The following is a 22,606-nucleotide window of genomic DNA, read 5'->3' as shown; positions in this document are numbered from 1 at the left end:
AGCGCGCCCGCGGGCGAATGAATCCCTCCACAACTGGCCAGCGGGGTCCACCCGAACCCCAGCAGGCCGCGCAACCCCAAAAAACACCCGACTCGGGTACCCCCTGAACTTTCTGCGGGCTCTGCTGCCCGCCAATTTGTAGAGGACATGCTATGACCGGAAAAACAGGACAGCGGCGCGGATTGGTGCCGTTGCTGGTGATCGCGACCGCACAGCTGATGCTGGTGCTCGACGACTCCATCGTGAACATCGCGTTGCCTAGCATCCAGCAGGAACTCGGGGTGAACGCCGTGCATCTGCCCTGGATTGTGAATGCTTATAACCTCACGTTCGGGGCTCTGCTGCTCCTGGGCGGTCGGCTTGGCGATCTCTACGGACGGCGGCATGCATTGCAGGCCGGTCTCGCCCTCTTCGTCATCGCATCGCTGGCCGGGGGTCTTGGCCCCAACAGCCAGACCCTCATCGCCGCCCGAGCGGTTCAGGGGCTGGGAGCAGCACTGGTTGCGCCCAACGCCCTGGCCCTCATTGCGACAACCTTCTCCGAACGCAAGACCCGTGATGCAGCCCTGTCGCTGTACGGCGCGATGTCCGCTCTCGGAATTGTGGTGGGATTGCTTCTTGGTGGCGGCCTGACCGACACCCTCGGCTGGCGGTGGGTCTTTTTCATCAACGTACCCATCGGCATCCTCGTGCTCCTGGGCAGCCGGACCTTGGTGAGCGCAGGACGGCACGCCGGGAGTCTCGATGTCAGGGGCGCCGTATTGGGAACCAGCGGCATGGTCGCCCTGGTGTACGCAATTACCCGCTTTGGCGAGGAGGGTTTCGCTGACCCTCTGGGCCTTGGTCTGGTAGCCGCTGCAGCCCTGCTGCTGGCTGCCTTCATCGCCCTGCAATCCCGCAGCAGCACGCCGCTGGTCCCACTGGGGCTGTTCCGGGACCGTGGCCGCGCTGGCGCATACGCCTCCATGCTGCTGCTAGCCATTGGTCCCATGGGCAGCTTCTACGTGATCACCCTCTATCTCCAGCAGGTTCAGCATTACGGCCCTCTGCGGACCGGTGCCAGCTGGCTGCCGTTCGCGGCAGGGCTGGTGCTCGGGGCAGGGGCCGCGCCTAAGCTGCTGCTGAAGATGGCCACGCGCCTCATCGCAGCAGCGGGGGCACTGCTCAGTGCCGGGGCTGCCTTCTGGTTCTCCTTCATCCAGGTAAACACGAACTACTGGCTGCACCTGGCACCGGCCATGTTCATCCTCGCCCTTGGGTTCGGTCTCGGCATTATCGCCCTGACCCAGGCCGCCGTATATCACACGAAGGAAACCGAGGCCGGAATTGCCTCTGCGCTGCTGAACTCGGCCCAGCAAATCGGCGTTGCCCTCGGACTGGCCGTTTTGGCAGGCGTTGCTGCAACGGTCAGCAACAGCAGCCAGCATTCGGCCGTCACCGAGGCAGGCCAACTGGTCGCCGGATACGGCAGCGCACTTGCCGTCGCGGCTGGGCTGCTGGTGGCTGCAGGAATACTGGCTGCAGCTACCTTGCCTTCCCGAACCGCGGCACAGGCCAACGCCCCCGCTGCGGCCGGAATTCATTAGGCGGACCCGGACAGGGACTGTCTCCAGTGACGAGAAGGTACAGCATGCGCGCCCCTGTGCCTGGGCGCGCATGCTCGGCGACAGGTATCGTCCGCTCGAAAAGCGCAGCTAGAGCCTCGCCTAGATACCACCGGGTCACCGTTCAATAGCCGGCGGACCTCGCGAAACGCCTCGAAGCGGCGGTTGACCCGGGCTTCCCCGCCCCTGTGGGCAGTATTCCTGGCCGCTAACAACCCGGTTCTGCGCTTCAGGGGATCCTCCTCCGACTTTGTGTTCCGCCAGCCTAGCCCTGGTGTATCCCCATTCTGGAGGACATGCAACGGAATTTGTAGGTCTGCGGTACCCACGAGAACCCCAGAGCTGGTCGGACCGATCCTGGTTACCGTCCACCAATCAGCCAGAATTTCGATGTCAGCAGGGCGCGCACACATGGTCTTTACGCTTTCCTGCCACGCTTGCTGGTCCACCCATCGGTATGCTGAAAGGCGTCGATGACGTCCTGGTACGCCAGGTAAGTGACGTCCAAATCAATGTGATCATCATGGTCGGCCCGCAGGCGTTCCAGCCAGGCGGAGCCCGGCCGGGGGCATCCTGACCGTCTCAGATCGAGAGTCGTCACAGCCGAGTGACAGTCCCAAAACCAAGGAGAAGCATCCATGAACAAGAACGAGCTGGCCCGGTTGGGCCTCGACACGGATGGCCTTACGCCGGACGCCGACTACGTCCCGAACCCCTTCACCGCCGATGACGGTGTGCACGTCGACCTCGTGTACCGCGCGTACCTGCAGCTCGAGCAGATCAACGCGCTGGGCGGTATCAGCCTGCTCGGCGGCTCGCGCGAGCGGCTGGAGGACATCTATGGCGGACTTGAGGACGGCATGGATCTGATGACGGCGGTGGCGCGCTTTGGCGACGATGAGCAGCAGCATCGCGCCCAGCAGCTCATCGCGGCAGGGAAGATCAGCGGCTCCTGACAGGCCTCGACGGAACCCCGACAGCCCCGGCTGTCGGGGTTCTTTCTTTTCGTCATGCAGACCGGGCTGGCGAGAACCCCTGGATTTGCCGGGGCCCAGCATGCGCCGCGCGGACATCAACTGAACCAGACGAGCGTTGATCAGCGGGCTCGCACTGGTGGTCGGCTCTCAGATATGTGTTTCGCTCGTCTTGTCTCGTCTGAAGACTGATTCCTTGTGCACTGCATGATGAATCATCATGCATTAATCACACTAGCTGTTGGCCAATTGTGCTAAAATTGCAGGGCAACATCTGTAACATGTTGATGCCCTCTGCGCCGGGGGCCGGTAAGACAATGCTCGCAGAACGTCTCCCGGGCCTTCTTCCGGACCTTGGGGACACAGCTGCCATGGAAGTGACGGCAATCCATTCCCTTGCGGCTGTGCGGTCTTCACCCGTGACGTTGATTCGGCGGCCGCCCTTCGAGAGTCCACACCACAGCGCTACAGCAGCCGCGATCATCGGCGGCGGATCGGGCCTGCCCCGCCCCGGGGCGGCTTCGCGGGCACACAGGGGCGTGCTGTTCCTTGACGAAACACCCGAGTTTGAACGCAGGGTCCTCGATGCCCTTCGCCAACCGTTGGAGAACGGGGCCCTCGTCATTCATCGCTCCGCCGGGACAGCTGCCTATCCTGCGCGGTTTCAGCTGGTCTTGGCGGCCAACCCCTGTCCCTGTGGCAATGCTTCCGGCAAGGGCAAAGACTGCACGTGTACGCCGTTGATGCGCAGGAGGTACTTTGGCCGGATGTCCGGCCCCCTGTTGGACCGGGTGGACATCCAGTTGCAGGTGGACCGTGTCTCGATGGCCGATTTCGGGCACAGCGGTACCGAGGAGAGCACATCCGATGTGGCCCTCCGGGTCATGGCGGCCAGGCAGCGTCAGGTGGACCGGCTCCGGGAGTACGGCTTCGAGACCAACGCGCAGGTGCCGGGGCGTGTGCTGCGCGGCGGACTGCGCCTTCAGCCAGGGACCACCAGGATTCTGGACACGGCGCTGGAACGGGGGATCCTGACGGCCCGGGGGTATGACCGCGTCCTCCGTTTGGCATGGACTTTGGCCGACTTGGACCACGCGGATGCGCCGGCACCGGACCACGTCGGGCAAGCCTTGGGCTTGCGCCAAGCGAACGCAATGCCATGAACGGAACATCGAAGGGAGCAACGGAGTTGGCGGAACTGACCGTGCAGGAGAAGGAGCGCATCGCCAGGGCGGCGCTGTCGCGTTTGATGGAACCGCAGGACATCGTCGGGCTGGCGCTGGTGAGGGCTGTAGGCGCCCTTGATGCTCTTGGCATCGCTACCGGAGAGCTCTCAGCGGGTGCCTCAGTGGAGCGGGAAATTACGGCACTCCTCGCGCAGGATGGCACCACCCCAACGTGGACTGGCATGGCCACAAGCCAACGACGCTGGGCGCCGCGCGTCCGTGATCTGGCGCCCGAGCGTGACCTTGCGACGATGAGGAGACTGGGCGGGCGACTGGTCATTCCCGGAGACGAACTGTGGCCTGGACAGCTGGCGGACCTGGGACTTCAGGAACCGTTGTGCCTGTGGTGGCGCGGCCCCGAGCGCCCGATTCCTTCGCCCCGGCGGATCATTGCTGTGGTGGGTTCCCGTGACAGCACCAGCTACGGTGCTTCTGTGGCCGGGGACTTCGCCCATGGCCTGGCCCAGCGCGGCTACTCGGTTGTGTCAGGTGGTGCCTACGGCATCGACGCCCGTGCGCATCGGGGTGCTTTGAGCGGCGGCGCCTCCGACATGCCGACCATTGCCGTGATGGCCGGGGGAGTGGACCGCTTCTATCCGGCGGGCAACGAAGATCTGCTGCGGACTGTCACCCATCAGGGAGCGCTGATCGCCGAGGTGCCACCCGGTTCAGCCCCCACCAGATACAGGTTCCTCCAGCGCAACCGTCTGATCGCAGCATTGGCTTCGGTGACGGTCGTGGTCGAGGCCAGATGGCGTTCGGGGGCCCTGAACACCGCCCATCATGCCGAATCCATCGGAAGGATCGTCGCCACCGTTCCCGGTTCCATCCATAGTGCCAACTCCGCCGGATGCCACAGGCTCCTGAGGGACGGCGGAGCGGTGTGCGTCACCGACGTGGGAGAGGTTGCCGAACTGTCCGGCAGGAGCGGCGAATGGATGGCTGCCGACAAAGAGACTCCGGCGGAGCCGCAGGACGGGCTGTCACTTGAGGACCTTATCCTTTTGGATGCGCTGCCACTGCGCTCAGCCAGCTCCGTGGACAAGCTTGCCACCGTGGCAGGGCTGAGCCCCGATGCAGTTCGGGCGGGTTTGGGGCGCTTGGGACTTCTTGGGCTCGCGTCCTCGGAAAGGGGGGCGTGGAAACGGAGCGGGAACGCTTGATGGTCAGAGGCTAGTGCCACGTCCTGCAGCGATCCCGCACCGGACAGTGGCAAAGTGGAAAGGTGGATGGACAATCACTGCCCCCGGAGTTTGGAAGAGCGGCCGAGGGCTTCAGGCGTTATCTGGAAGCGGAGCGGGCCAGGTCGGCCCACACGGTACGGGCTTACATGTCGGATGTTGAGAGCCTTCTTGGCTTCGCGGCACAGGAGGGGACCACTGATCTTCGCTCGGTGGACCTTGGAACGCTCCGCCGTTGGTTGGGTGCGCAAAGCGAATCGGGCATGGCGCGGTCCACCTTGGCCCGCCGGGCCGCGACTGCCAGGTTCTTCACGAAGTGGGCTCTTCGCGAAGAACTGATCCAGAGTGATCCCGCCCTGCGCCTGCAGGCTCCAAAACGCAGCAAGTCATTGCCCGGGGTCCTTCATCAGCGGCAAATCAGCAGGGTGGTCGATGAACTCGATGCCGCCGCCGCGGAGGGGGACCCGCTATCGCTGAGGAACCGTGCCATGGTGGAGTTGCTTTACGCCACTGGCATCCGCGTGGGTGAGCTGACCGGCTTGGACGTCGACGATGTAGACCCTGACCGGCGGACCTTGCGGGTGCTGGGCAAAGGCAATAAGGAGCGCACGGTTCCTTTCGGGGTCCCCGCTGCCGTTGCCCTGGACGACTGGTTGCGACGCGGACGCCCGGACCTGGTTGTCCCCCTGAGCGGTCCCGCGCTTTTCCTGGGGCAGCGCGGCAAGCGCGTGGACCCGCGGCAAGTCAGGAGCGTCGTGGGCAATCTTCTCGAAGCCCTCGGCGACACCGCCGCTACCGGTCCGCACGCCCTGCGCCACAGCGCGGCCACCCATTTGCTGGACGGCGGCGCCGATCTCAGGGCAGTGCAGGAGATCCTCGGTCACAGCAGCCTTGCCACTACCCAGATCTACACACATGTCTCCGTGGAAAGATTGCGCAACAGTTACCGGCAAGCGCACCCGAGAGCCTAGCGCCCGGCAAATGTTGCACTGGCGGAAAAGTGACGTGTACGGCAAAATGTAAGCACCACTGCGGAACCTTCAATTTCAAGTTGAGGGTTCCTTGTTTGCCACAATGAACTCGTGTGCCACAATCGAGCAAAGCGATTCCATTGTGGAAGACTGGTTCTTAATAGCGGCGACCATCGGGTTTGGATCGTCTTCAAATAACTGAATATCCCGCAGGGTTCACGGCATAAGTCAGTGATGTCGTCCATGCAGAGGTCGTTGGGGAAGACGTACCTACAGCTATGGAGGATGGAATGTCTATTGCAACAACCCGCGGTGTCCTGTTCGTGCACTCGGCTCCGACTGCCTTGTGCCCGCACGTGGAATGGGCCATTGGATCGGTCGTGGATAAGCGAACCGATCTTGAGTGGACCCCGCAACCAGCTGCGCCCGGAATGTTCCGGGCCGAATTGTCGTGGGTTGGCCAGCCGGGCACGGGTGCCCAACTGGCCTCTGCGCTCAGGGGCTGGGCACACCTGCGGTACGAAGTGACCGAGGAGCCGAGTCCCGGGGTGGACGGTGCCCGATGGTCCCACACGCCCGAACTCGGAATCTTCCACGCCGTCACCGATGTCCACGGCAACGTCATGGTCAGCGAAGACCGCATTCGTTACGCCTACGAGTCCGGTGCCGGCGATCCTTCGGCGGTCTATCATGAGCTTTCCCTTGCCCTCGGCGAAGCGTGGGACGAAGAGCTCGAACCGTTCCGCCATGCCGGCGAAGGCGCACCTGTTCGCTGGCTGCACCAGGTGGGCTGACTACCTCAAGCCTCCAACGTTCCCATAGCAACCAGCAGGGCCCCCACCATATGCGGTGGGGGCCCTGCTGGTTCTGCGCGTCCTGTTCAAGGACCCGCTTTAGACGTTACGGACCGCGATGACTGCGTTGTGTCCGCCGAATCCGAAGGAGTTGCTCAAGGCCACGATGTCCCCGGCAGGGAGGTCCCGCACCGACGTCACGACGTCAAGGGGGATTTCCGGATCCTGGTTCTCAAGGTTGATGGTTACCGGTGCCTTGCGTTCGTAGACAGCCAGGACCGTGAGGACAGCTTCGACGGCGCCGGATGCACCCAGGAGGTGGCCCATCTGGGACTTCGTGGCCGATACTGCGACGTTGTCCACGTGGGTACCCAGGGCAGCGCGGAGCGCCGTGTACTCCGGCTTGTCGCCCACAGGAGTGGATGTGGCGTGGGCGTTGACGTGAACCACGTCCTCGGCCTGGATGCGGCCGTCGAACATGGCTGCTTTCAGCGCACGGGTAGCACCGAGGCCCTCAGGGTCCGGAGCCGTGATGTGGTAGGCGTCTGCCGTGACCGACGTTCCGGCCAACTCGGCGTAGATGCGTGCGCCACGGGCGATCGCGTGCTCTTCGGCTTCAAGCACCAATGCTCCGGCGCCTTCACCCATCACAAAGCCGTCGCGGTCGATGTCGTAGGGCCTGGAGGCGCGCTCCGGCTCATCGTTACGACGGGAAAGGGCCTGCATGGAGGAGAAGGCAGCCAACGGCATCGGGTGGATAGCCGCTTCGGCACCGCCGCACATGACCACATCGGCCTTGCCCGAACGGATCAGCTCCAAGCCAAGGTGGAGTGCTTCCGTGCCGGAGGCGCAGGCCGAGACGGGCGTGTGGGCTCCGGCGCGGGCCCCCAGGTCGAGGCTCACTGCGGCGGCAACGCCGTTCGGCATCAGCATGGGAACGGTCATGGGCAGGACCCTGCGGGGTCCCTTTTCCTTGAGGGTGTCCCAGGCGTCCAGAAGCGTCCAGACGCCGCCGATGCCGGTGGCGAAGGCCACTGCAAGGCGGTCGTGGTCAATTCCTTCGATTCCTGCGTCTGCCCAGGCCTCGCGCGCGGCGATGACGCCGAACTGGGTTGAGGGGTCCATGCGCTTGGCTTCAACGCGCGTCAGGACGTCCAGTGCGGGTGTCGAGCACCTGGCAGCAAAGTGCACGGGGAGGTCGTACTTGGAAACCCACTCGTCTTCGAGGGTGTGGGCTCCTGAGACCCCTTTCAGCGCGTTCTGCCACATTGTGGGAACATCGCCGCCGATGGGAGTGGTGGCCCCCAGACCGGTTATGACTACTTTGCGTGCCATGCGATCACTCTCTGTCGGATGTGCCGTCCCGCCTGCAGTTCATGCAGGGGCGGCAGAAAAAAACTTTGGGCGGTAATGCGGCTGTGCCGGGCGCAGGATCAGCAACCCCGGCCCGGCACAGCTGGTGCCAGGACTAGGCCTGTGCGTTTGCGATGAAGCTGACGGCGTCGCCCACGGTCTTGAGGTTCTTGACCTCTTCATCCGGGATGCGGACGCCGAACTTCTCTTCGGCGTTGACCACGATGGTCATCATGGAGATGGAGTCGATGTCCAGGTCCTCGGTGAAGGACTTGTCCAGTTCCACGGCTTCGGTGGCAAGGCCGGTCTCTTCGTTGACGATTTCAGCCAGGCCGGCCAGGATTTCTTCGTTGCTAGCCATGATTGGCTCCTTTTCTTGTTGTGCCGGCTGCTGCCGGAAAGGGGGCAAACCGCGATTACGGTTTGGGTTTTGACTGCGTATTCAGTTGGCTGGAGACACGGCTCCGGTTACGGCAGCACGATCACTTGGGCGCCGAAGACCAAGCCGGCGCCGAAACCGATCTGCAACGCCAGGCCTCCGCTCAGGCCCGGGTTCTCCTGAAGGAGCCGGTGGGTGGCCAAGGGGATGGAAGCCGCGGACGTGTTGCCTGCTTGGGCGATGTCACGTGCAACGACCACCGACTCGGGCAGCTTCAGCTTCTTGACCATCTCGTCGATGATGCGCATGTTCGCTTGGTGGGGGACAAAAGCAGCCAGGTCGCTTGCTTCGATGCCAGCGGCATCCAGCGCCTGCTGGGCTACCTTCGCCATTTCCCAGACTGCCCAGCGGAAGACGGTCTGGCCGTCCTGGCGCAGGGTGGGCCACACGTCCTGGGTGGCGGAGAGGATGGCGGGATCGTCTGTCTCGTCCGAGTGGCGGGCTGATTCGCCCAGCTTCCTGACTTCGTCCAGCGAGTGGGTCATGCCGATGGCGTTCCACTTGCTGCCGTCCGATCCCCAGACAGACGGGCCAATGCCCGGAGTGTCCGAAGGTCCCACCACGACGGCGCCGGCGCCGTCGCCGAGGAGGAACGAGATGGTGCGTTCATGGTTGTCGATGACGTCCGAAAGTTTCTCGGCACCAACCACCAGGACGTAGTCGGCGGCTCCGGACCGCACCAGCGCATCCGCCTGGGCAACCCCGTAGCAGTAACCCGCACAGGCGGCGGAGATGTCAAAGGCAGGTGCCGGCGTCGCGCCTAAACGGTCGGTGAGTGCAGCAGCCGCCGACGGCGTTGCGTACGGGTGGGTGACCGTGGAGACAATGACGGCGCCCAACTGGGATGCCTCAATGCCCGCCTGCAGGAGGGCGTCGCGGGCGGCGCCCTCGGCCATGTCGATCACGCTGACATCGGCAGCGGCGCGATGGCGGGTGATGATGCCGGTGCGCTGGCGGATCCATTCGTCCGAAGAATCAATCCACTGGCAGACGTCGTCATTGGTGACGATGACGTCGGGCCGGTAGGCGCCGATCCCGTGGATACGGCTGTTTTCGTGAACCGGAGCCTTCTTCAATACGGGCGTGCTCATGCTTCTCCCTCCAGTTCGGCAAACAGGGCAAGGGCGGCAGACAGGTCCTCGGGCGTCTTGACTGCCACGGTCTTGACGCCCGGCATGCCGCGCTTTGCGAGACCGGCGAGGGTTCCCGCGGGGGCCAGTTCGATGACGCCGGTAACACCGCGCTCAACCAGGTTCTCCATGCAGAGGTCCCAACGGACCGGCCGGGAGACCTGGGCGATCAGGCTGTCGACGACGGCGGAACCCGCCTTCACTTCCTTGCCGTCGTAGTTGGACAGCAGGGGAACCGTAGGGTCCTGGGGCGAAAGCGAGGGCTTGAGTGCCTCAAGTGCGTCCACTGCCGGTGCCATGTGGGAGGTATGGAAAGCGCCGGCGACCTTGAGCGGGATGACGCGGGCCTTGGCAGGCGGGTTGTCCGCAAGGGCCTTCAACTGCTCGAAGGTGCCGGCAGCGACGGTCTGGCCTGCGCCGTTGACGTTGGCCGGAGTAGCGCCGGAAGCCTCGATGGCTGCGAGGACGTCAGCCGGGTCCCCGCCCACCACGGCACTCATGCCCGTGGGAGTGACGGCCGCAGCGGCTGCCATGCTGTTGGCGCGTTCGCGCACGAACGTCATGGCTTCCTCGTCCGTAAGGACGCCCGCAAGTGCGGAAGCGGTGATTTCACCTACCGAGTGCCCCGCAAGAATAACGGGAAGGGTATTGAGTTCAACGTCGAACAAGGATTTGGCGGCGACGAGGCCCGCGGCCACAATCAGCGGCTGTGCCACGGCAGTGTCCTTGATGGTTTCTTCGTCAGAGGTGGTGCCGTGGGCCTTGAGGTCGATGCCTGCGATCTCGCTCAGCTTGGCCAATTGGCCTTCGACGGAGGGGAGTTCCAGCCAAGGGGCCAGAAAACCTGGGGTCTGGGAGCCCTGTCCAGGGCAGACGATTGCAAGCACGTATCCAGCTTTCCAAATTGCCACGTGATCCACTGGTGTTTCGGTACACCAAGCTCACTGGGTCAGTTTGTAGGAAGTCTACAACGGTTCAGTTCTGTGAACGCGATGCGTGACGGTCGGCAGCGGCCTTCGGTTGGGCTGAAAGGCGCCCCACCACCAAGGCGGTTTGGAGCACGAAGGCTTCCCTCGGCAGCAGGGGATCCCAGCCCGTCACGTCGCAAACACGCTTCAAACGGTAGCGCACCGTGTTGGCATGGACGAACAATTCGCGCGCCGTGGCTTCCAGCGAATGTCCCAGCTCAAGGTAGGTGCCCAGGGTTTCAACCAGCCCGTTCGAGGCGGCCAGCAGGGGGCGGTAGATGTTCTTGATCAAGGACCTTCGCGCTGCGTCATCTCCGGAGACAACACGTTCAGGCAGCAGGTCGTCGGCGGCTACCGGCCGGGGAGCGGACGGCCATGCACGGGCCGCGGTCAGTCCCGCGAAGGCGGCCTGGGCGGAACTGCTGGCCTCGAGCAGGGAGCTGGCCTCGGGGCCGTACACCACCGCGCCGGGGGCAAAGAGTTCGCTCAGTTTTACATAGGCGGTGTCCCGATCCTGGACTCCGCCGAGAATGAGGATCAAACGGTCGCCCTGGATTCCCACCAGGGCGTCCTCCGCGAAACGTCCGGCCGTGCGGCGGAGTTCGCTGACATAGCTGGCGCTCGGTTCTGAAGGGGAATTGCCCACCATCACCGTGAACCTCTCCTGGGCTTTCCAGCCCAGCGCCGCGATTCTGGAGCGCAGGGCGTCCGTGTTCTCGCCGCGGAGGATGGCGTCCACGATCAGCGCTTCCAGCCGGGTATCCCACGAACCGCGGGATTCGGCCGCGCGGGCATACACGTCGGCTGCAGCGAAAGCCACCTCGCGGGAGTACCTCAGCACTGCTTCGCGCAGGGAAGGCTGGTCGGACTCCGGTGCGATGACCGGAACCTGGTCCTCCACTACCTCCACCACTATCCGGATCAGCTGCAGCGCTTTCTGCAGGCTGATGGAGCGAGTCAGTTCGGTAGGCGCATTGCCGAAGACGTCGGTCAGGATCCAGGACGGGGAACTCGGCCGCTCATACCAGGTCACAAAAGCCGCGATGCCGTTTTGCGCAACAAGTCCCAGCGCGGAGCGTTCGTCCGAGCTCAACCGGCTGTACCAGGGCAGTGATTTCTCCAGCTGTCGCATGGTGCTGGTGGACAGTTGTCCCACGTTTGCGCGGAGCTGGCGCAAGGTCTCGGCCTTCTCCGGGGACACCGCCGGCGGGGCTGCTTTGCGCTTGGTAGTGGTCTTGGTGGGCTCGGCCATGGAATGAGCATACGGTGCATCAAGACCAAGCTCCATTTGTGCGAAGGCTACAACTTCGCATGGTGCGGCTCACGTCACCGCGTGGCGCTGCAAACGGCGTGCTTAAAGCCCGACGGCGGCCCCCACCTTCCGGTGGAAGCCGCCGTGCGGATTGTTGCCGGGCTTGGCCAGCCGGGGGACTGGCCTGGGCCTTGGCGAAAGGTCAGGCCTCCCCGCCTGCGCCTCCGGTGGTGCCGGCGTTGACGTCAAGCAGCCGGTACTTCGCGATGGCCTTCTCCGTGGCGTCTTCTGCGACTTCGCCCTTGGCGGCGAGAAGTTGCAGGGTTTTGGTGACGATGGAGTGGGTGTCGTTTTTGAAGTAGCGGCGGGCGGCTTGGCGGGTGTCGGAGAAGCCGAAGCCGTCTGCTCCGAGGGAGGCGAAGTCGTTGGGGATGTATTGGCGGATTTGGTCGGGGATGGCTTTCATGTAGTCGGACACGGCGATGACGGGTCCGTTGTGGCCGTGGAGTTGTTCGGTGATGAAGGGGGTGGGTGTTTCCTGGCCGGGGTTGAGGAAGGCGTGTTCTTCGGCGGCGAGTCCGTCGCGTCGGAGTTCGTTCCAGGAGGTTACTGACCAGACGGCCGCGGCGACGCCCCAGTCCTCGTTGAGGATGCGGGCGGCTTCCAGGGCCCAGGGCACGGAGACGCCGGAGGCGAGGATTTGTGCGGTGGGCCGGTTCGGGTCCCCTTCGGGTGCGGGGGCGAGTTGGTAGATGCCTTTGAGGAGTCCGTTGATGTCCAGGTCGGCGGGTTCGGCCGGTTGGGTGATGGGCTCGTTGTAGACGGTGAGGTAGTACATGACGTTCTTATCCGCGTCAGCGTCGTCGCCGTACATTTGTTCGAGTCCGTGGTGGATGATGTGGCCGATTTCGTAGCCGTAGGCGGGGTCGTAGGTGCGCACGGCGGGGTTGGTGGAGGCGAGCAGGGGGGAGTGTCCGTCGGCGTGTTGGAGTCCTTCGCCGGTGAGGGTGGTTCGTCCTGCGGTGGCGCCGATGATGAAGCCGCGGGTCATTTGGTCTGCTGCGGCCCAGAAGGAGTCTCCGGTGCGTTGGAAGCCGAACATGGAGTAGAAGACGTAGATCGGGACCAGGGGTTCGCCGTGGGTGGCGTAGGAGGTTCCGGCGGCGGTGAATGCTGCGACGGCTCCGGCTTCGTTGATGCCGGGGTGGATCAGTTGTCCGGCGGGGGATTCTTTGTAGGCCAGGACGAGGTCGCGGTCCACGGAGAGGTAGTTCTGGCCTTTGGGGTTGTAGATTTTCGCGGTCGGGAAGAACGCGTCCATGCCGAAGGTGCGTGATTCGTCCGGGACGACCGGGACGAGGCGGTGGCCGAAGTTTTTATCGCGCATGAGGTCTTTGAGCAGGCGCACGAAGGCCATGGTGGTCGCGGCTTGTTGTTTCCCGGATCCGCGTTTGGCGATGTCGTAGGATTTGGCTTCGGGCAGGGTCACGGGGGTGTGGCCGGGGCGGCGTTCGGGCAGGAATCCGCCCAGTGCTTTGCGGCGTTCCATGAGGTACTGGATTTCCGGGGCGTCCATGCCGGGGTGGTAGTACGGGGGCCGGTAGAGGTCCGCGTCGAGTTGTTCGTCGCTGATCGGGATGCGCAGGTGGTCACGGAAGGCTTTGAGGTCTTCCATGGTCAGTTTCTTCATTTGGTGGGTCGCGTTGCGGCCCTCGAAGTGCGGGCCCAGGCCGTAGCCCTTGACGGTTTTGGCCAGGATGACGGTGGGTTTGCCCTTGAACTCGGTCGCTGCCTTGTACGCGGCGTAGACCTTGCGGTAGTCATGGCCGCCGCGTTTGAGGTTCCAGATCTGTTCATCGCTCAGGTCCGCGACCATGTCCTTGGTCTGCGGGGTGCGGCCGAAGAAGTGTTCGCGGACGAACCCGCCGGATTCGGCCTTGTAGGTCTGGTAGTCCCCGTCGGCGGTTTCGTTCATGAGTTTGACCAGCGCACCGTCGTGGTCCGCTTCCAGGAGGGAGTCCCATTCCCGGCCCCAGACGACCTTGATCACGTTCCAGCCCGCGCCGCGGAAGAACGCTTCGAGTTCCTGCATGATCTTGCCGTTGCCGCGCACCGGCCCGTCCAGGCGCTGGAGGTTGCAGTTGATCACGAAGTTCAGGTTGTCCAGGTTCTCGTTCGCTGCCAGCTGCAGCAAACCCCGCGATTCGGGCTCGTCCATTTCCCCGTCACCAAGGAACGCCCAGACCTGCTGGTCGGAGGTGTCCTTGATCCCGCGGTTATGCAGGTACCGGTTGGACTGGGCCTGGTAGATCGCGTTCATCGGCCCGATACCCATCGACACGGTCGGGAATTCCCAGAACCCCGGCATCAGGCGCGGGTGCGGGTAGGAAGACAGGGCATGGCCTTCCTTGGACTTCTCCTGCCGGAACCCGTCCAGATCCTCCTCGCTCAACCGCCCTTCCATGAACGCACGCGCGTACATGCCCGGGGACGCGTGGCCCTGGAAAAACACCTGGTCCCCGCCCGAAGGATGGTCCTTGCCGCGGAAGAAGTGATTGAAACCCACCTCATACAACGTCGCCGCGCCCGCGTACGTGGAAATATGCCCGCCCACCCCGATATCGGAGCGCTGCGCCCGGTGAACCATCACCGCCGCGTTCCACCGCATATACGCCCGGTACCGGCGCTCGAACTCCTCATTACCCGGGAACTCAGCCTCCTGATCCACCGGAATCGTGTTCACGTAATCAGTAGTGGTCACCATCGGAACACCCACGCTCCGGGCACCGGCACGCTGGAGCAACGAACGCATAATGAACTGCGCACGCTCAGTACCCTGCTCAGCGATCAACGCATCAAGGGACTCAATCCACTCCGCAGTCTCTTCCGGATCACGATCAGGCAGCTGGGCAGTCAACCCGCTGAGGATGTGTGAGGTCTCTTCTCCTGCAGCCACGTCCAACCTTCCTTTAGGCGCATCCATCGGCGCCTCAGGTCCGGCAGGGTAACTGCCCGTCATGAACGCGTCGTGTGCGACATCTCGGTTTCAACAGCCCGGTCGGATGCGCCGGGCAGGTCTTGTGAGCGAATGGCTGTCCATAGTGGATTTCTTCGGGGCGGTCGCCCTGCAGCCAAAGCGCTCATGGCCACTCTAGCTTTCGCGGCGCCGGTATGCGTAGCCGCACCCGTTCACAGGCGTTGTATGTCACACCCGGACGTGTGGCATGGCCGGATACATGGAGTTTCCGCGCGGGCAAAAGCCCTCGGAGTAAGGTGGAAAGTGGCCGCCCGCAGCTGCGACGGCTTGAAGCGGGCGCCCAAAGGGTGTTGGCTTTAGTAATGGAAGTCACTTCAAAAGGAGGAAACGTGAGCGAGGCCGACGCCGCCACATCGGTAAATGTGGCGGAAAGATTGGGTTTCAAAGATGGGGATCTGATTCAGGAACGCGGCTATGACGACGACGTCGACTTCGACTTGCGTGACGATATCGAGGATTTCACCGGATCAGAACTCTTGGATGAAGACGATCATGACGTCGTCGATGCCGTGATTTTCTGGTGGCGCGACGGCGACGGTGACCTGGTGGATGCCCTGATGGACTCGCTCACCACTTTGAAGGAGGGCGGAGTGGTTTGGGTCCTGACGCCCAAGTCCGGCCGTCCCAATTACGTCTCCCCGGCCGATATCCAGGATGCAGCGCCCACGTCCGGGCTCCACCTGACAACCTCGGCCGGAGTTTCCAAGGACTGGAGTGCCACCCGGCTCGTGGCAAAGAAGAACAAGTGACGGAAGTACGCGAATCCCTCCCGGCGACCGTACCTGCGGCCGGGGAACCGGCGCCGGACTTCGAGTTGTCCAACCAATACGGCGAGCCCATCCGGTTGTCGGACTTCAGGGGCCGGAACGTGGTCCTGGTTTTCTATCCCTTTGCTTTCTCAGGAATCTGCACCGGTGAACTCTGTGAGCTCCGGGACAATATCGGGGCCTTTGACGACGCTGACGCTGCAGTGCTCGCCATCTCCGTGGACAGTAAGTTTTCCTTGCGCGCCTACGCCGAAAAAGAGGGCTACGGGTTTGATCTTCTGGCCGACTTCTGGCCCCACGGGGAAGTAGCCCGTCAGTATGGCGTTTTCGACGAAGACAGCGGGATGGCTCTTCGGGGAACGTTCATCATCGATGCAGATGGCATCGTCCGCTACGTGGTAGTCAACCCCCGGGGGCAAGCACGCGACCTCGAAGAATACCGTGCCGCGCTGTCTGCCTTGGCGGAGCAGTAGCAGTGCACCTCCCGGGCCGGCTGTGAGCAACGTGACGCCCGGCGTGGGCATGACAGGCTTCGCCAGCCAGGACCCCGCACCCATGGAAGCTTTGGAACCAGCCGAGGTTGCCGGGCTGCAAGAAGCGCATGGGGTCCTGGCAGGCAAGCGACTGGCTGTCCTCACCGGCGCAGGCCTCAGTACGGATTCCGGAATACCTGATTACAGGGGACCGGGATCGGCGCCAAGAAAGCCCATGACCTACCAGGAGTTCGTCCGCAGCGCGGCAAACCGCCGGCGGTACTGGGCCCGCAACCACATCGGATGGTCGCATCTGCGCCGCGCCAATCCGAACGTGGGCCATGCCGCTGTGGCAGCCATGGAACAGCGCGGCCTCCTGAGCGGACTCATTACGCAGAACGTCGACAGGCTCCACGAAGACGCAGGCAGCGTCAACGTGGTGGACCTCCATGGACGCTTCGACCAAGTCATCTGCCTGGAGCAGGGCCACACCTTTTCCAGGAAGTTGCTCGCCGCCATCCTCGAGGAGCTGAACCCGGGCTTTGTCCAGAAAGCCGTCGAGGCCGGCGTGGTGGAGATGGCTCCTGATGCGGATGCGACCGTGGAAGATCCGGAACTCATCACGTCCTTTGTGGTGGCCGTCTGTCCCGTCTGCGGGGCAACCCTCAAACCTGACTTTGTCTATTTCGGTGAAAACGTCCCCAAGGATCGTGTTCAGCGGGCTTATGGCATGGTTGACGACGCCGGCGCCCTTTTGGTGGCCGGATCGTCTCTAACCGTCATGAGCGGGCTGAGGTTCGTCCGCCATGCTGCCAAGGCGGGGAAGCCGGTGGTCATCATCAACAGGGGCATCACCCGTGGCGATGAGTTCGCAACGCTGAAGCTGGACCTGGGCGTCAGCGGAGCGTTGAGCTATTTGGCGGGGCATTTGCCCGATCTGGATCAAGCGGAACGTTCGATTGGTCATTCTGCCGGATGATCATGTAGAGTCGTTGTTCGTTGGTTGACGTGCTGAACGTACGGAACCAAGCAAGGGTCTTTAGCTCAGCTGGTAGAGCGCCACGTTTACACCGTGGATGTCATCGGTTCGATCCCGGTAGGACCCACCACATAAAACCCCCGGCATCTTCCCATTGGAAGAAGCCGGGGGTTTGTTTTTGCCGGCAGCAATCCTGTCAGTACCTGCCCCTAGTGTCCTCGGTATGGAGCACGTCTATATACGTAACACAGCTGACGGCACCCCCGAGTCGGTGGTGCGGGGAGCCAGGGAATGGCAGATAGCGGTCGAGCCCGTTCGCTGGTTTGAACGGGTGGCCTGGTGGGAGACCGCCAAGCGCATGCCTCGCGGGCAGGGCAGGGTGGACATTGAAGTGTGCCAGGTCCAGGTCCGCCTCGGTGGCAACCCGGGTTCGGCCCTGGCCACATGGGAACTCGTGCGCGACGGCGCCGGCGGAGGGTGGTGCATCAGGGAAGAAATGCACGCTGTCGCCTAAGGCAGGACCCGCTGTTTCCCTGGAAATGGCTGAGCTCTCCACCGCGACTATTGGGGGATGCCGCGGTGGAGAGCTCGAAAAAGAATATACAGCGAACTCCGGATGAATGGAAAGCAATCACGGCAATGGGCAGTTCTGTGTCTTTTGCCGGAACCGCCGGGACGGGAATCGTAGGTTCTCACTCTCCAAAACCCACTATGATGGGATCTGTTCAGCAGACTGAACAGCAGGATCCAACGACGAAGGAGAATCATGGCTGATTCCCGAACCGCCCGTTCAGAAGGGTTGGGAGCATCGTCGCCGGCTCCGGCCGTGACCCGGGCTGCCGCAGTGCTGGACGCCCTCGCCGGGTCCCCTTCGGGGAGACTGACCTTGAGTGACCTCGCCAGGGAGCTGGGGATTCCCAAATCTTCCACCTCGAATCTGCTGCTTGCCCTGGAAGAGGCGCGGCTTATCACCCGCCAAGGAGCCGATTTCGCGTTGGGGCGCAAGCTCGTTGAACTCGGCGCTGCGTATCTGAGCCGTCTTGATGAGGTCCAGGAGTTCTACAAGTACTGCGAGCAAGCGCCCACCCTCTCCGGGGAGACCGTGCGCATCGCCATGCTCGACGGTGACCACGTCATCTATCTGGCCCGCTATGAGGGCCACCCCGCTGTCCGGCTGACATCCAACATCGGCGACAAAATGCCCGTGTCCCTGTGCGGCGTGGGCAAGGCGCTGATTGCCCAACTCCACGACCACGACATTGAGGCCATGTTCCCGGACGGCATGGCACTGCCGGTCATGACGGCAAATTCCCTCAGGACGGCCGAGGAGCTAAAGGCCCAGATTGCGACCATACGGAAGCAAGGCTTCGCCTTCGAGGATGAGGAGTCGACCGTCGGCGTCGTTTGCCTGGCCGTGCCGGTGCCAACTCACGGCGCCCATGGACCCAGCCTTGGACTGTCGGTGACAGCACTGAAGGCCACTTATTCCGAAGAGCAGGGCGCGCTCATGGTCAAAGAGCTGAAAGAATTGGCCCGATCCCTGGGCAACCCTATGGGCTGACAAGCTCCGACCTGCAAATAAATCTGATTTCAATATTGGCATGTGATTCAACTCGCTGTACGCTGTTCAGTATAGTGACCTTGGCGGTTGAAGCCATCACTATCTCGCCGGGCCAACGGGGGCCTCGCGTGATGTTGAGGGAGTGCTTGTGATTACTCAAACCAATGCAAAGCTCGCAGCGGAGGCTGACGACGCGGTTGTAGAACCGGACCAGCTTCGAAGGGCAACGCTGGCCAGTTCCGTAGGTTCCGCTCTGGAGTACTACGACTTCTACATCTACGGCTTGGCTTCGGCCTTGATCTTCGGGCCGTTGTTCTTTGCTCCTCTGGGGCCGGACGGCGCCCTCATCGCGTCCTTCGCGACGTACGGCGTCGGATTCGCGGCGCGTCCCTTCGGCGGGCTGATCTTCGGCTTCATCGGTGACCGGTTCGGCCGGAAGATGGTACTGATCCTGACCATCGCCTTGATGGGCACCGCCAGCTTCGCCATCGGATTGCTCCCCACGTTCGAACAGGCGGGCATGCTGGGCGCAGTTCTGCTGGTGACCCTCCGGATCATCCAAGGCCTCGGTGCCGGCGCGGAGCAGGCCGGCGCAACGACGCTGATCTCGGAAGTGGCCCCGCGCCGCCGTCGTGGGTTCTTCGCCTCCCTGCCGTTCGTGGGTATCCAGCTCGGCACGCTCCTGGGCGCCGGCACGTTTGCCCTGATTGCCATGGCGGACACCTCGGTCCTTCAAGGCTGGCTGTGGCGCGTTCCCTTCCTGGCCAGCTTCATCCTGATCATCGTTGCGGTCTTCATTCGCCTTAAGCTCAAGGAAACTCCGGCTTTCCAGGAACTTGAGAAGCACAAGAACGTCGTCAAGAACCCCATCGGTGCGCTGTGGAAGCATTCCAAGAAGAACGTCCTGGTGGGCATCGGGCTCCGTATGGGAGAAAACGGCAACTCTTCCATCTACTCGGCCCTGCTGGTGTCGTTCATGAGCATGCCGGCCGGTGTTTTCGCGGGCAATAACTCCATTGGCCCTGTCGGCCTGCTGATTGCCGCAGGTTTCGCAGCCATCCTGGTGGTTACCTTCGGTGCTTTGTCCGACAGGTTCGGCCGTGTTCCGGTCTACCGTTACGGTGCCCTCTTCCAGGCGATCATTGCTGTTCCGGCCTTCTACCTGGTCACCCTGGGCAACGTCACGTTGGTATGGATTGTCATGGCAGTGGGCATCGCGATCGGCGTACAGTCCATGCTCGGCCCTCAGTGCCCCTTGCTTCCTGAGCTCTTTGGTTCGCAGTATCGGTTTACCGGCGTGGCCATGAGCCGGGAAATTTCCGCAGTCATCGCCGGCGGCATCGCCCCGCTGCTTGGAGCAGTATTGCTGGCGGCCACCAACCATTCGTGGCTGGTCCTTGCCATCTACTCGCTTGTCCTGGCGCTGATCTCCTTCGTCACCACCTTCTTCACCCCGGAGACGGTGGGACGCGACCTCGTCAGCACGGAGGACGCCAAGTAGGGCTGTAAACCCCTGAAAGGGCGGCTTCGCACGGCGAAGCCGCCCTTTCGCGTGTGCCATTGCTTTCCACGGGAGCCGGGCCCACGCGTTCGCGGGAAAGCTGGCGTTCGCGGGCCCACGTGTTCGCCGGAAAGCTGCCGTGCGGCGCGAAGTTTCCCTGAGTGCCCGCAGAATTCCCGCGAACCCGCCGCGGGTGGGCCACACAGCAAAAGGCCCCAACCCCCGGCGGCCGGTTCAGTCCGGGGGTTGGAGCCTTTGTTGGTGGCGCGGGTTTAGTAGAAGTGCACCGGATCCACGAGGTGCGGGAGATCTTCCCCGTCGATGAACTTGCGGAGGTTGCTGCAGAAGCGTTCTGCAATGAGGCGGTTCTCGGCAGCGCTGAGTGCTGAGGTGTGCGGGGACACCAGCACCTTGGGGTGGCTCCAGAGCGGGCTGTCCCGGGGGAGCGGCTCAACAGCAAAAACGTCGAGGCAAGCATAGGAGACCTGCCCGTTGTTGAGGGCTTCGAGCAGCGCGTCCTCGTCCACTACCGTGCCGCGCCCAACGTTGACGAACACTGTCCCGGGCTTCATTGCGGAGAAGATCCCGGTGCTGAAAAGCTTCTCCGTGTAGGGGGTGCCGGGCAGGGTGTTGACCACGGCGTCGGCGTCGGCAACCAGGCCGGCGAGTCCGTCGTTGGTGGTGACCTCGTCGATTCCTTCAATGGCTTCGACATTGCGCTTGGTGCCGCTGACCTTCATGCCAAGGGCCCGTGCGATCCGTGCCGTCTCCATGCCGATCTCGCCGAGGCCTGCAATGACAACCTTGGAGCCATTGGCAAGCCTGGTGGGGGTCCGCAGCTCAGGCCACACCTTGGCAGCCTGGTCCTGGGCCAACTCAGCACTGCGCTTGAACCCGTTCAGGATGCCGAAAGCGGAGAATTCAGCGAGGGGGAGCGCGTGCACGCCCGCTGAGGTGGTGACGTGGAACTTCCGGAGGGTTTCGGGATCGAGGCCCGATGCCTTGACGGCGCCGCCTGCTCCCGCGGCCATGGCGTGGATCCATTGCAGGCGGGGGTTGCTTTCGGCGATCCTGGCCAGGCCCGCCGGGCTCTCGTTCGGGAAGCCGTACAGAACCTGGGCTTTGTTCAGCATCGACCAGTAGCGCTCGTCCTGCTCAGGGATGCGCTCGAAGCGGGGGTCGCCGGCGTGGTCGGCCGGGAAACGCTCGGGGGGCAGCAGGTCCGGCTCGTAGAGGACGGTCACGGAAGGGTCAACAGCACGGATCTGCTCTACGTACTCAGCTTCGAGGGGCACAGCGATCGCGATGGTAAGTTCATCAGTCGTCATAGTGTTCATCATACTGAATGACGGCTAGGATATTGAACAGATTTCTCCGATATGACCACGAAGAAGTGAGGGCGAACCCATGAACAGCACCGGATCGGCTCCCGGCAGGCGCGCAGGCTTCATAGGCCTGGGCCTGATGGGGGCTCCGATGGCCGCGAACCTGGCTGCGGGCGGCTGGGACGTGACGGGATGGAACAGGTCCGAAGGCGCCTTCGACGCGGTTCCGGCCATTAAGCGCGCGGCCAGCGTCGGCGATCTGCGGGATGAGCCGGTCATCGTGTTCATGCTGCCTGACCTGCCCTTCATCGAGGACGCAGCCACTGGCCTGCTGTCCGCGTGGCGGGCCGTGCCCCCGGCAGCAGGTACCGCCGTCGTCATCATGAGCAGTGTCTCCCCGATCGAAGTCCGACGGTTCGGTGACACCGTGGCCGAGGCCAGTGCCGGGAAAGCCGTAGTGGTGGATGCGCCGGTCAGCGGCGGCACGGTGGGCGCGCAGCAGGGGACGCTCGCCATCATGGTGGGCGCATCCGAGGAGGACTTCGAGCGGCTTCACCCGCTTTTTTCGACCATGGGTTCCACGGTCCGGCGCATGGGCGGACTGGGATCCGGGTCGCTCGCCAAGGCGTGCAACCAGTTGATCGTGGGAAGTACGACGGCGGCACTCGCCGAGGCGGCGGAACTCGCCGAACACTCGGGCATGGATGTGGAAGCCCTGTTTGACGTCCTGTCCGGCGGCTTGGCGGGAAGCCGTGTCCTGGAGGTCGTTGGACCCCGCCTCGCAGCCAAGGACTACCACCCCACGGGTCCCGCTAAATTCATGCACAAGGACCTCGGCTTTGTCCTGGACAGCGCCCGGGCAGCCGGGACCGCTGTCCCTATCGCGACGGCCGCCACTGAGCTTTACGCCGAACTGAAGCGCCAAGGGCTGGGTGACCAGGACCTGGCCGTTGTCCGGCAAACCGTCGCCAACCTGGGCGCCATTCCCGCCTGGTCACCGCCGGCCGGGTCACCGGCCGCCGGGTCGCCGGCCAACAGCTAACAAATCCCATCCGACCGGCACGAACAAGC

Annotated in this window: 19 protein-coding genes, 1 tRNA gene and 1 pseudogene; 14 read left to right on the top strand and 7 right to left on the bottom strand. The window is 63.4% G+C overall.

Translation table 11 applies throughout. The features are described from left to right. Window positions 1–152: 152 nt before the first annotated feature. The 6 genes and pseudogenes from RI444_RS13160 (at window position 153) to RI444_RS13135 (ending at window position 6,750) form a co-directional block, all read left to right on the top strand. Window positions 153–1,586 (top strand): MFS transporter, encoded by a 1,434-nt coding sequence (locus RI444_RS13160; RefSeq protein WP_316963811.1) that lies wholly within the window; start codon window positions 153–155, stop codon window positions 1,584–1,586. 656 nt (window positions 1,587–2,242) lie between these two features. Next, window positions 2,243–2,560, top strand: coding sequence for a hypothetical protein (locus RI444_RS13155; RefSeq protein ID WP_316963810.1), 318 nt, complete (start codon window positions 2,243–2,245; stop codon window positions 2,558–2,560). A 308-nt stretch (window positions 2,561–2,868) separates the two neighbouring features. Beyond that, window positions 2,869–3,741, top strand: a pseudogene (locus RI444_RS13150) (YifB family Mg chelatase-like AAA ATPase); the annotation flags it as partial. Next, window positions 3,738–4,967 carry a DNA-processing protein DprA gene (dprA, locus tag RI444_RS13145; protein WP_316963809.1) on the top strand — a complete coding sequence of 410 codons (1,230 nt, stop codon included), beginning with the start codon at window positions 3,738–3,740 and terminating at the stop codon, window positions 4,965–4,967. The pseudogene RI444_RS13150 and the gene dprA, both read left to right, overlap by 4 nt. A 62-nt stretch (window positions 4,968–5,029) precedes the next feature. Further along, window positions 5,030–5,956 (top strand): tyrosine recombinase XerC, encoded by a 927-nt coding sequence (locus tag RI444_RS13140; protein ID WP_316963808.1) that lies wholly within the window; start codon window positions 5,030–5,032, stop codon window positions 5,954–5,956. Between the two features lie 290 nt (window positions 5,957–6,246). After that, on the top strand, window positions 6,247–6,750 hold the full coding sequence (locus RI444_RS13135; RefSeq protein ID WP_021474391.1) for a DUF3145 domain-containing protein: 504 nt from the start codon (window positions 6,247–6,249) through the stop codon (window positions 6,748–6,750). Between the two features lie 99 nt (window positions 6,751–6,849). Here RI444_RS13135 and RI444_RS13130 read toward each other — a convergent pair whose 3' ends face one another. From RI444_RS13130 to aceE, 6 genes are all read right to left on the bottom strand, one after another. Beyond that, window positions 6,850–8,085 (bottom strand): beta-ketoacyl-[acyl-carrier-protein] synthase family protein, encoded by a 1,236-nt coding sequence (locus RI444_RS13130; protein ID WP_062097025.1) that lies wholly within the window; start codon window positions 8,083–8,085, stop codon window positions 6,850–6,852. A gap of 133 nt (window positions 8,086–8,218) precedes the next feature. Then, complete coding sequence (locus tag RI444_RS13125; RefSeq protein ID WP_011692310.1) at window positions 8,219–8,464, bottom strand: acyl carrier protein; 246 nt, start codon at window positions 8,462–8,464, stop codon at window positions 8,219–8,221. A gap of 107 nt (window positions 8,465–8,571) precedes the next feature. After that, entirely contained in the window at window positions 8,572–9,633 is a 1,062-nt protein-coding gene (locus tag RI444_RS13120) for a beta-ketoacyl-ACP synthase III (RefSeq protein WP_207604522.1), read from the bottom strand. Continuing rightward, window positions 9,630–10,559: an ACP S-malonyltransferase gene (locus RI444_RS13115; protein WP_021474395.1), complete on the bottom strand. Its 930-nt coding sequence runs from the start codon at window positions 10,557–10,559 to the stop codon at window positions 9,630–9,632. The genes RI444_RS13120 and RI444_RS13115 overlap by 4 nt, the downstream gene beginning before the upstream one ends. Before the next feature lie 88 nt (window positions 10,560–10,647). Beyond that, a complete protein-coding gene (locus RI444_RS13110; RefSeq protein ID WP_021474396.1) occupies window positions 10,648–11,892 on the bottom strand; it encodes a PucR family transcriptional regulator in 1,245 nt (414 codons plus the stop codon). A gap of 202 nt (window positions 11,893–12,094) precedes the next feature. Next, entirely contained in the window at window positions 12,095–14,875 is a 2,781-nt protein-coding gene (gene aceE / locus RI444_RS13105; RefSeq protein ID WP_316963915.1) for a pyruvate dehydrogenase (acetyl-transferring), homodimeric type, read from the bottom strand. A gap of 383 nt (window positions 14,876–15,258) precedes the next feature. Here aceE and RI444_RS13100 point away from each other — a divergent pair, with 383 nt between their 5' ends. The 7 genes from RI444_RS13100 (at window position 15,259) to RI444_RS13070 (ending at window position 20,210) form a co-directional block, all read left to right on the top strand. Next, window positions 15,259–15,678 carry a DUF3052 domain-containing protein gene (locus tag RI444_RS13100; protein WP_021474829.1) on the top strand — a complete coding sequence of 140 codons (420 nt, stop codon included), beginning with the start codon at window positions 15,259–15,261 and terminating at the stop codon, window positions 15,676–15,678. Further along, entirely contained in the window at window positions 15,675–16,169 is a 495-nt protein-coding gene (locus RI444_RS13095; RefSeq protein WP_062097019.1) for a peroxiredoxin, read from the top strand. The genes RI444_RS13100 and RI444_RS13095 overlap by 4 nt, the downstream gene beginning before the upstream one ends. A gap of 49 nt (window positions 16,170–16,218) precedes the next feature. Then, window positions 16,219–17,148: an NAD-dependent protein deacetylase gene (locus tag RI444_RS13090; protein ID WP_179014305.1), complete on the top strand. Its 930-nt coding sequence runs from the start codon at window positions 16,219–16,221 to the stop codon at window positions 17,146–17,148. A gap of 54 nt (window positions 17,149–17,202) precedes the next feature. Continuing rightward, window positions 17,203–17,278, top strand: a tRNA-Val gene (locus RI444_RS13085). 93 nt (window positions 17,279–17,371) lie between these two features. Continuing rightward, on the top strand, window positions 17,372–17,662 hold the full coding sequence (locus RI444_RS13080) for a hypothetical protein (protein ID WP_062099226.1): 291 nt from the start codon (window positions 17,372–17,374) through the stop codon (window positions 17,660–17,662). Between the two features lie 252 nt (window positions 17,663–17,914). Beyond that, entirely contained in the window at window positions 17,915–18,709 is a 795-nt protein-coding gene (locus RI444_RS13075; RefSeq protein WP_021470736.1) for an IclR family transcriptional regulator, read from the top strand. A gap of 142 nt (window positions 18,710–18,851) precedes the next feature. Continuing rightward, entirely contained in the window at window positions 18,852–20,210 is a 1,359-nt protein-coding gene (locus tag RI444_RS13070; RefSeq protein WP_043427679.1) for an MFS transporter, read from the top strand. Between the two features lie 272 nt (window positions 20,211–20,482). On the opposite strand, the gene RI444_RS13065 is transcribed toward RI444_RS13070, so the two are convergent. Then, window positions 20,483–21,550 carry a D-2-hydroxyacid dehydrogenase gene (locus RI444_RS13065; protein ID WP_207604523.1) on the bottom strand — a complete coding sequence of 356 codons (1,068 nt, stop codon included), beginning with the start codon at window positions 21,548–21,550 and terminating at the stop codon, window positions 20,483–20,485. Between the two features lie 67 nt (window positions 21,551–21,617). Between RI444_RS13065 and RI444_RS13060 the strand changes: the two genes are divergently transcribed. Then, entirely contained in the window at window positions 21,618–22,577 is a 960-nt protein-coding gene (locus RI444_RS13060) for an NAD(P)-dependent oxidoreductase (protein ID WP_207604524.1), read from the top strand. The last annotated feature ends 29 nt before the right edge of the window (window positions 22,578–22,606 follow it).

Origin of the sequence: Paenarthrobacter sp. AT5 (assembly GCF_032764245.1) — a bacterium.
GTDB lineage: Bacteria > Actinomycetota > Actinomycetes > Actinomycetales > Micrococcaceae > Arthrobacter > Arthrobacter ureafaciens.
This window is presented reverse-complemented; position numbering and strand designations above follow the sequence as displayed.

Excerpts from the sequence above, each read along its gene's own strand:
- RI444_RS13160 (WP_316963811.1), top strand. The coding sequence starts at position 153 with ATGACCGGAAAAACAGGACAGCGGCGCGGATTGGTGCCGTTGCTGGTG.
- RI444_RS13155 (WP_316963810.1), top strand. The coding sequence starts at position 2,243 with ATGAACAAGAACGAGCTGGCCCGGTTGGGCCTCGACACGGATGGCCTT.
- dprA (WP_316963809.1), top strand. The coding sequence starts at position 3,738 with ATGAACGGAACATCGAAGGGAGCAACGGAGTTGGCGGAACTGACCGTG.
- RI444_RS13135 (WP_021474391.1), top strand. The coding sequence starts at position 6,247 with ATGTCTATTGCAACAACCCGCGGTGTCCTGTTCGTGCACTCGGCTCCG.
- RI444_RS13130 (WP_062097025.1), bottom strand. The coding sequence starts at position 8,085 with ATGGCACGCAAAGTAGTCATAACCGGTCTGGGGGCCACCACTCCCATC.
- RI444_RS13125 (WP_011692310.1), bottom strand. The coding sequence starts at position 8,464 with ATGGCTAGCAACGAAGAAATCCTGGCCGGCCTGGCTGAAATCGTCAAC.
- RI444_RS13120 (WP_207604522.1), bottom strand. The coding sequence starts at position 9,633 with ATGAGCACGCCCGTATTGAAGAAGGCTCCGGTTCACGAAAACAGCCGT.
- RI444_RS13110 (WP_021474396.1), bottom strand. The coding sequence starts at position 11,892 with ATGGCCGAGCCCACCAAGACCACTACCAAGCGCAAAGCAGCCCCGCCG.
- aceE (WP_316963915.1), bottom strand. The coding sequence starts at position 14,875 with ATGGATGCGCCTAAAGGAAGGTTGGACGTGGCTGCAGGAGAAGAGACC.
- RI444_RS13090 (WP_179014305.1), top strand. The coding sequence starts at position 16,219 with ATGACAGGCTTCGCCAGCCAGGACCCCGCACCCATGGAAGCTTTGGAA.
- RI444_RS13080 (WP_062099226.1), top strand. The coding sequence starts at position 17,372 with ATGGAGCACGTCTATATACGTAACACAGCTGACGGCACCCCCGAGTCG.
- RI444_RS13075 (WP_021470736.1), top strand. The coding sequence starts at position 17,915 with ATGGCTGATTCCCGAACCGCCCGTTCAGAAGGGTTGGGAGCATCGTCG.
- RI444_RS13065 (WP_207604523.1), bottom strand. The coding sequence starts at position 21,550 with ATGATGAACACTATGACGACTGATGAACTTACCATCGCGATCGCTGTG.
- RI444_RS13060 (WP_207604524.1), top strand. The coding sequence starts at position 21,618 with ATGAACAGCACCGGATCGGCTCCCGGCAGGCGCGCAGGCTTCATAGGC.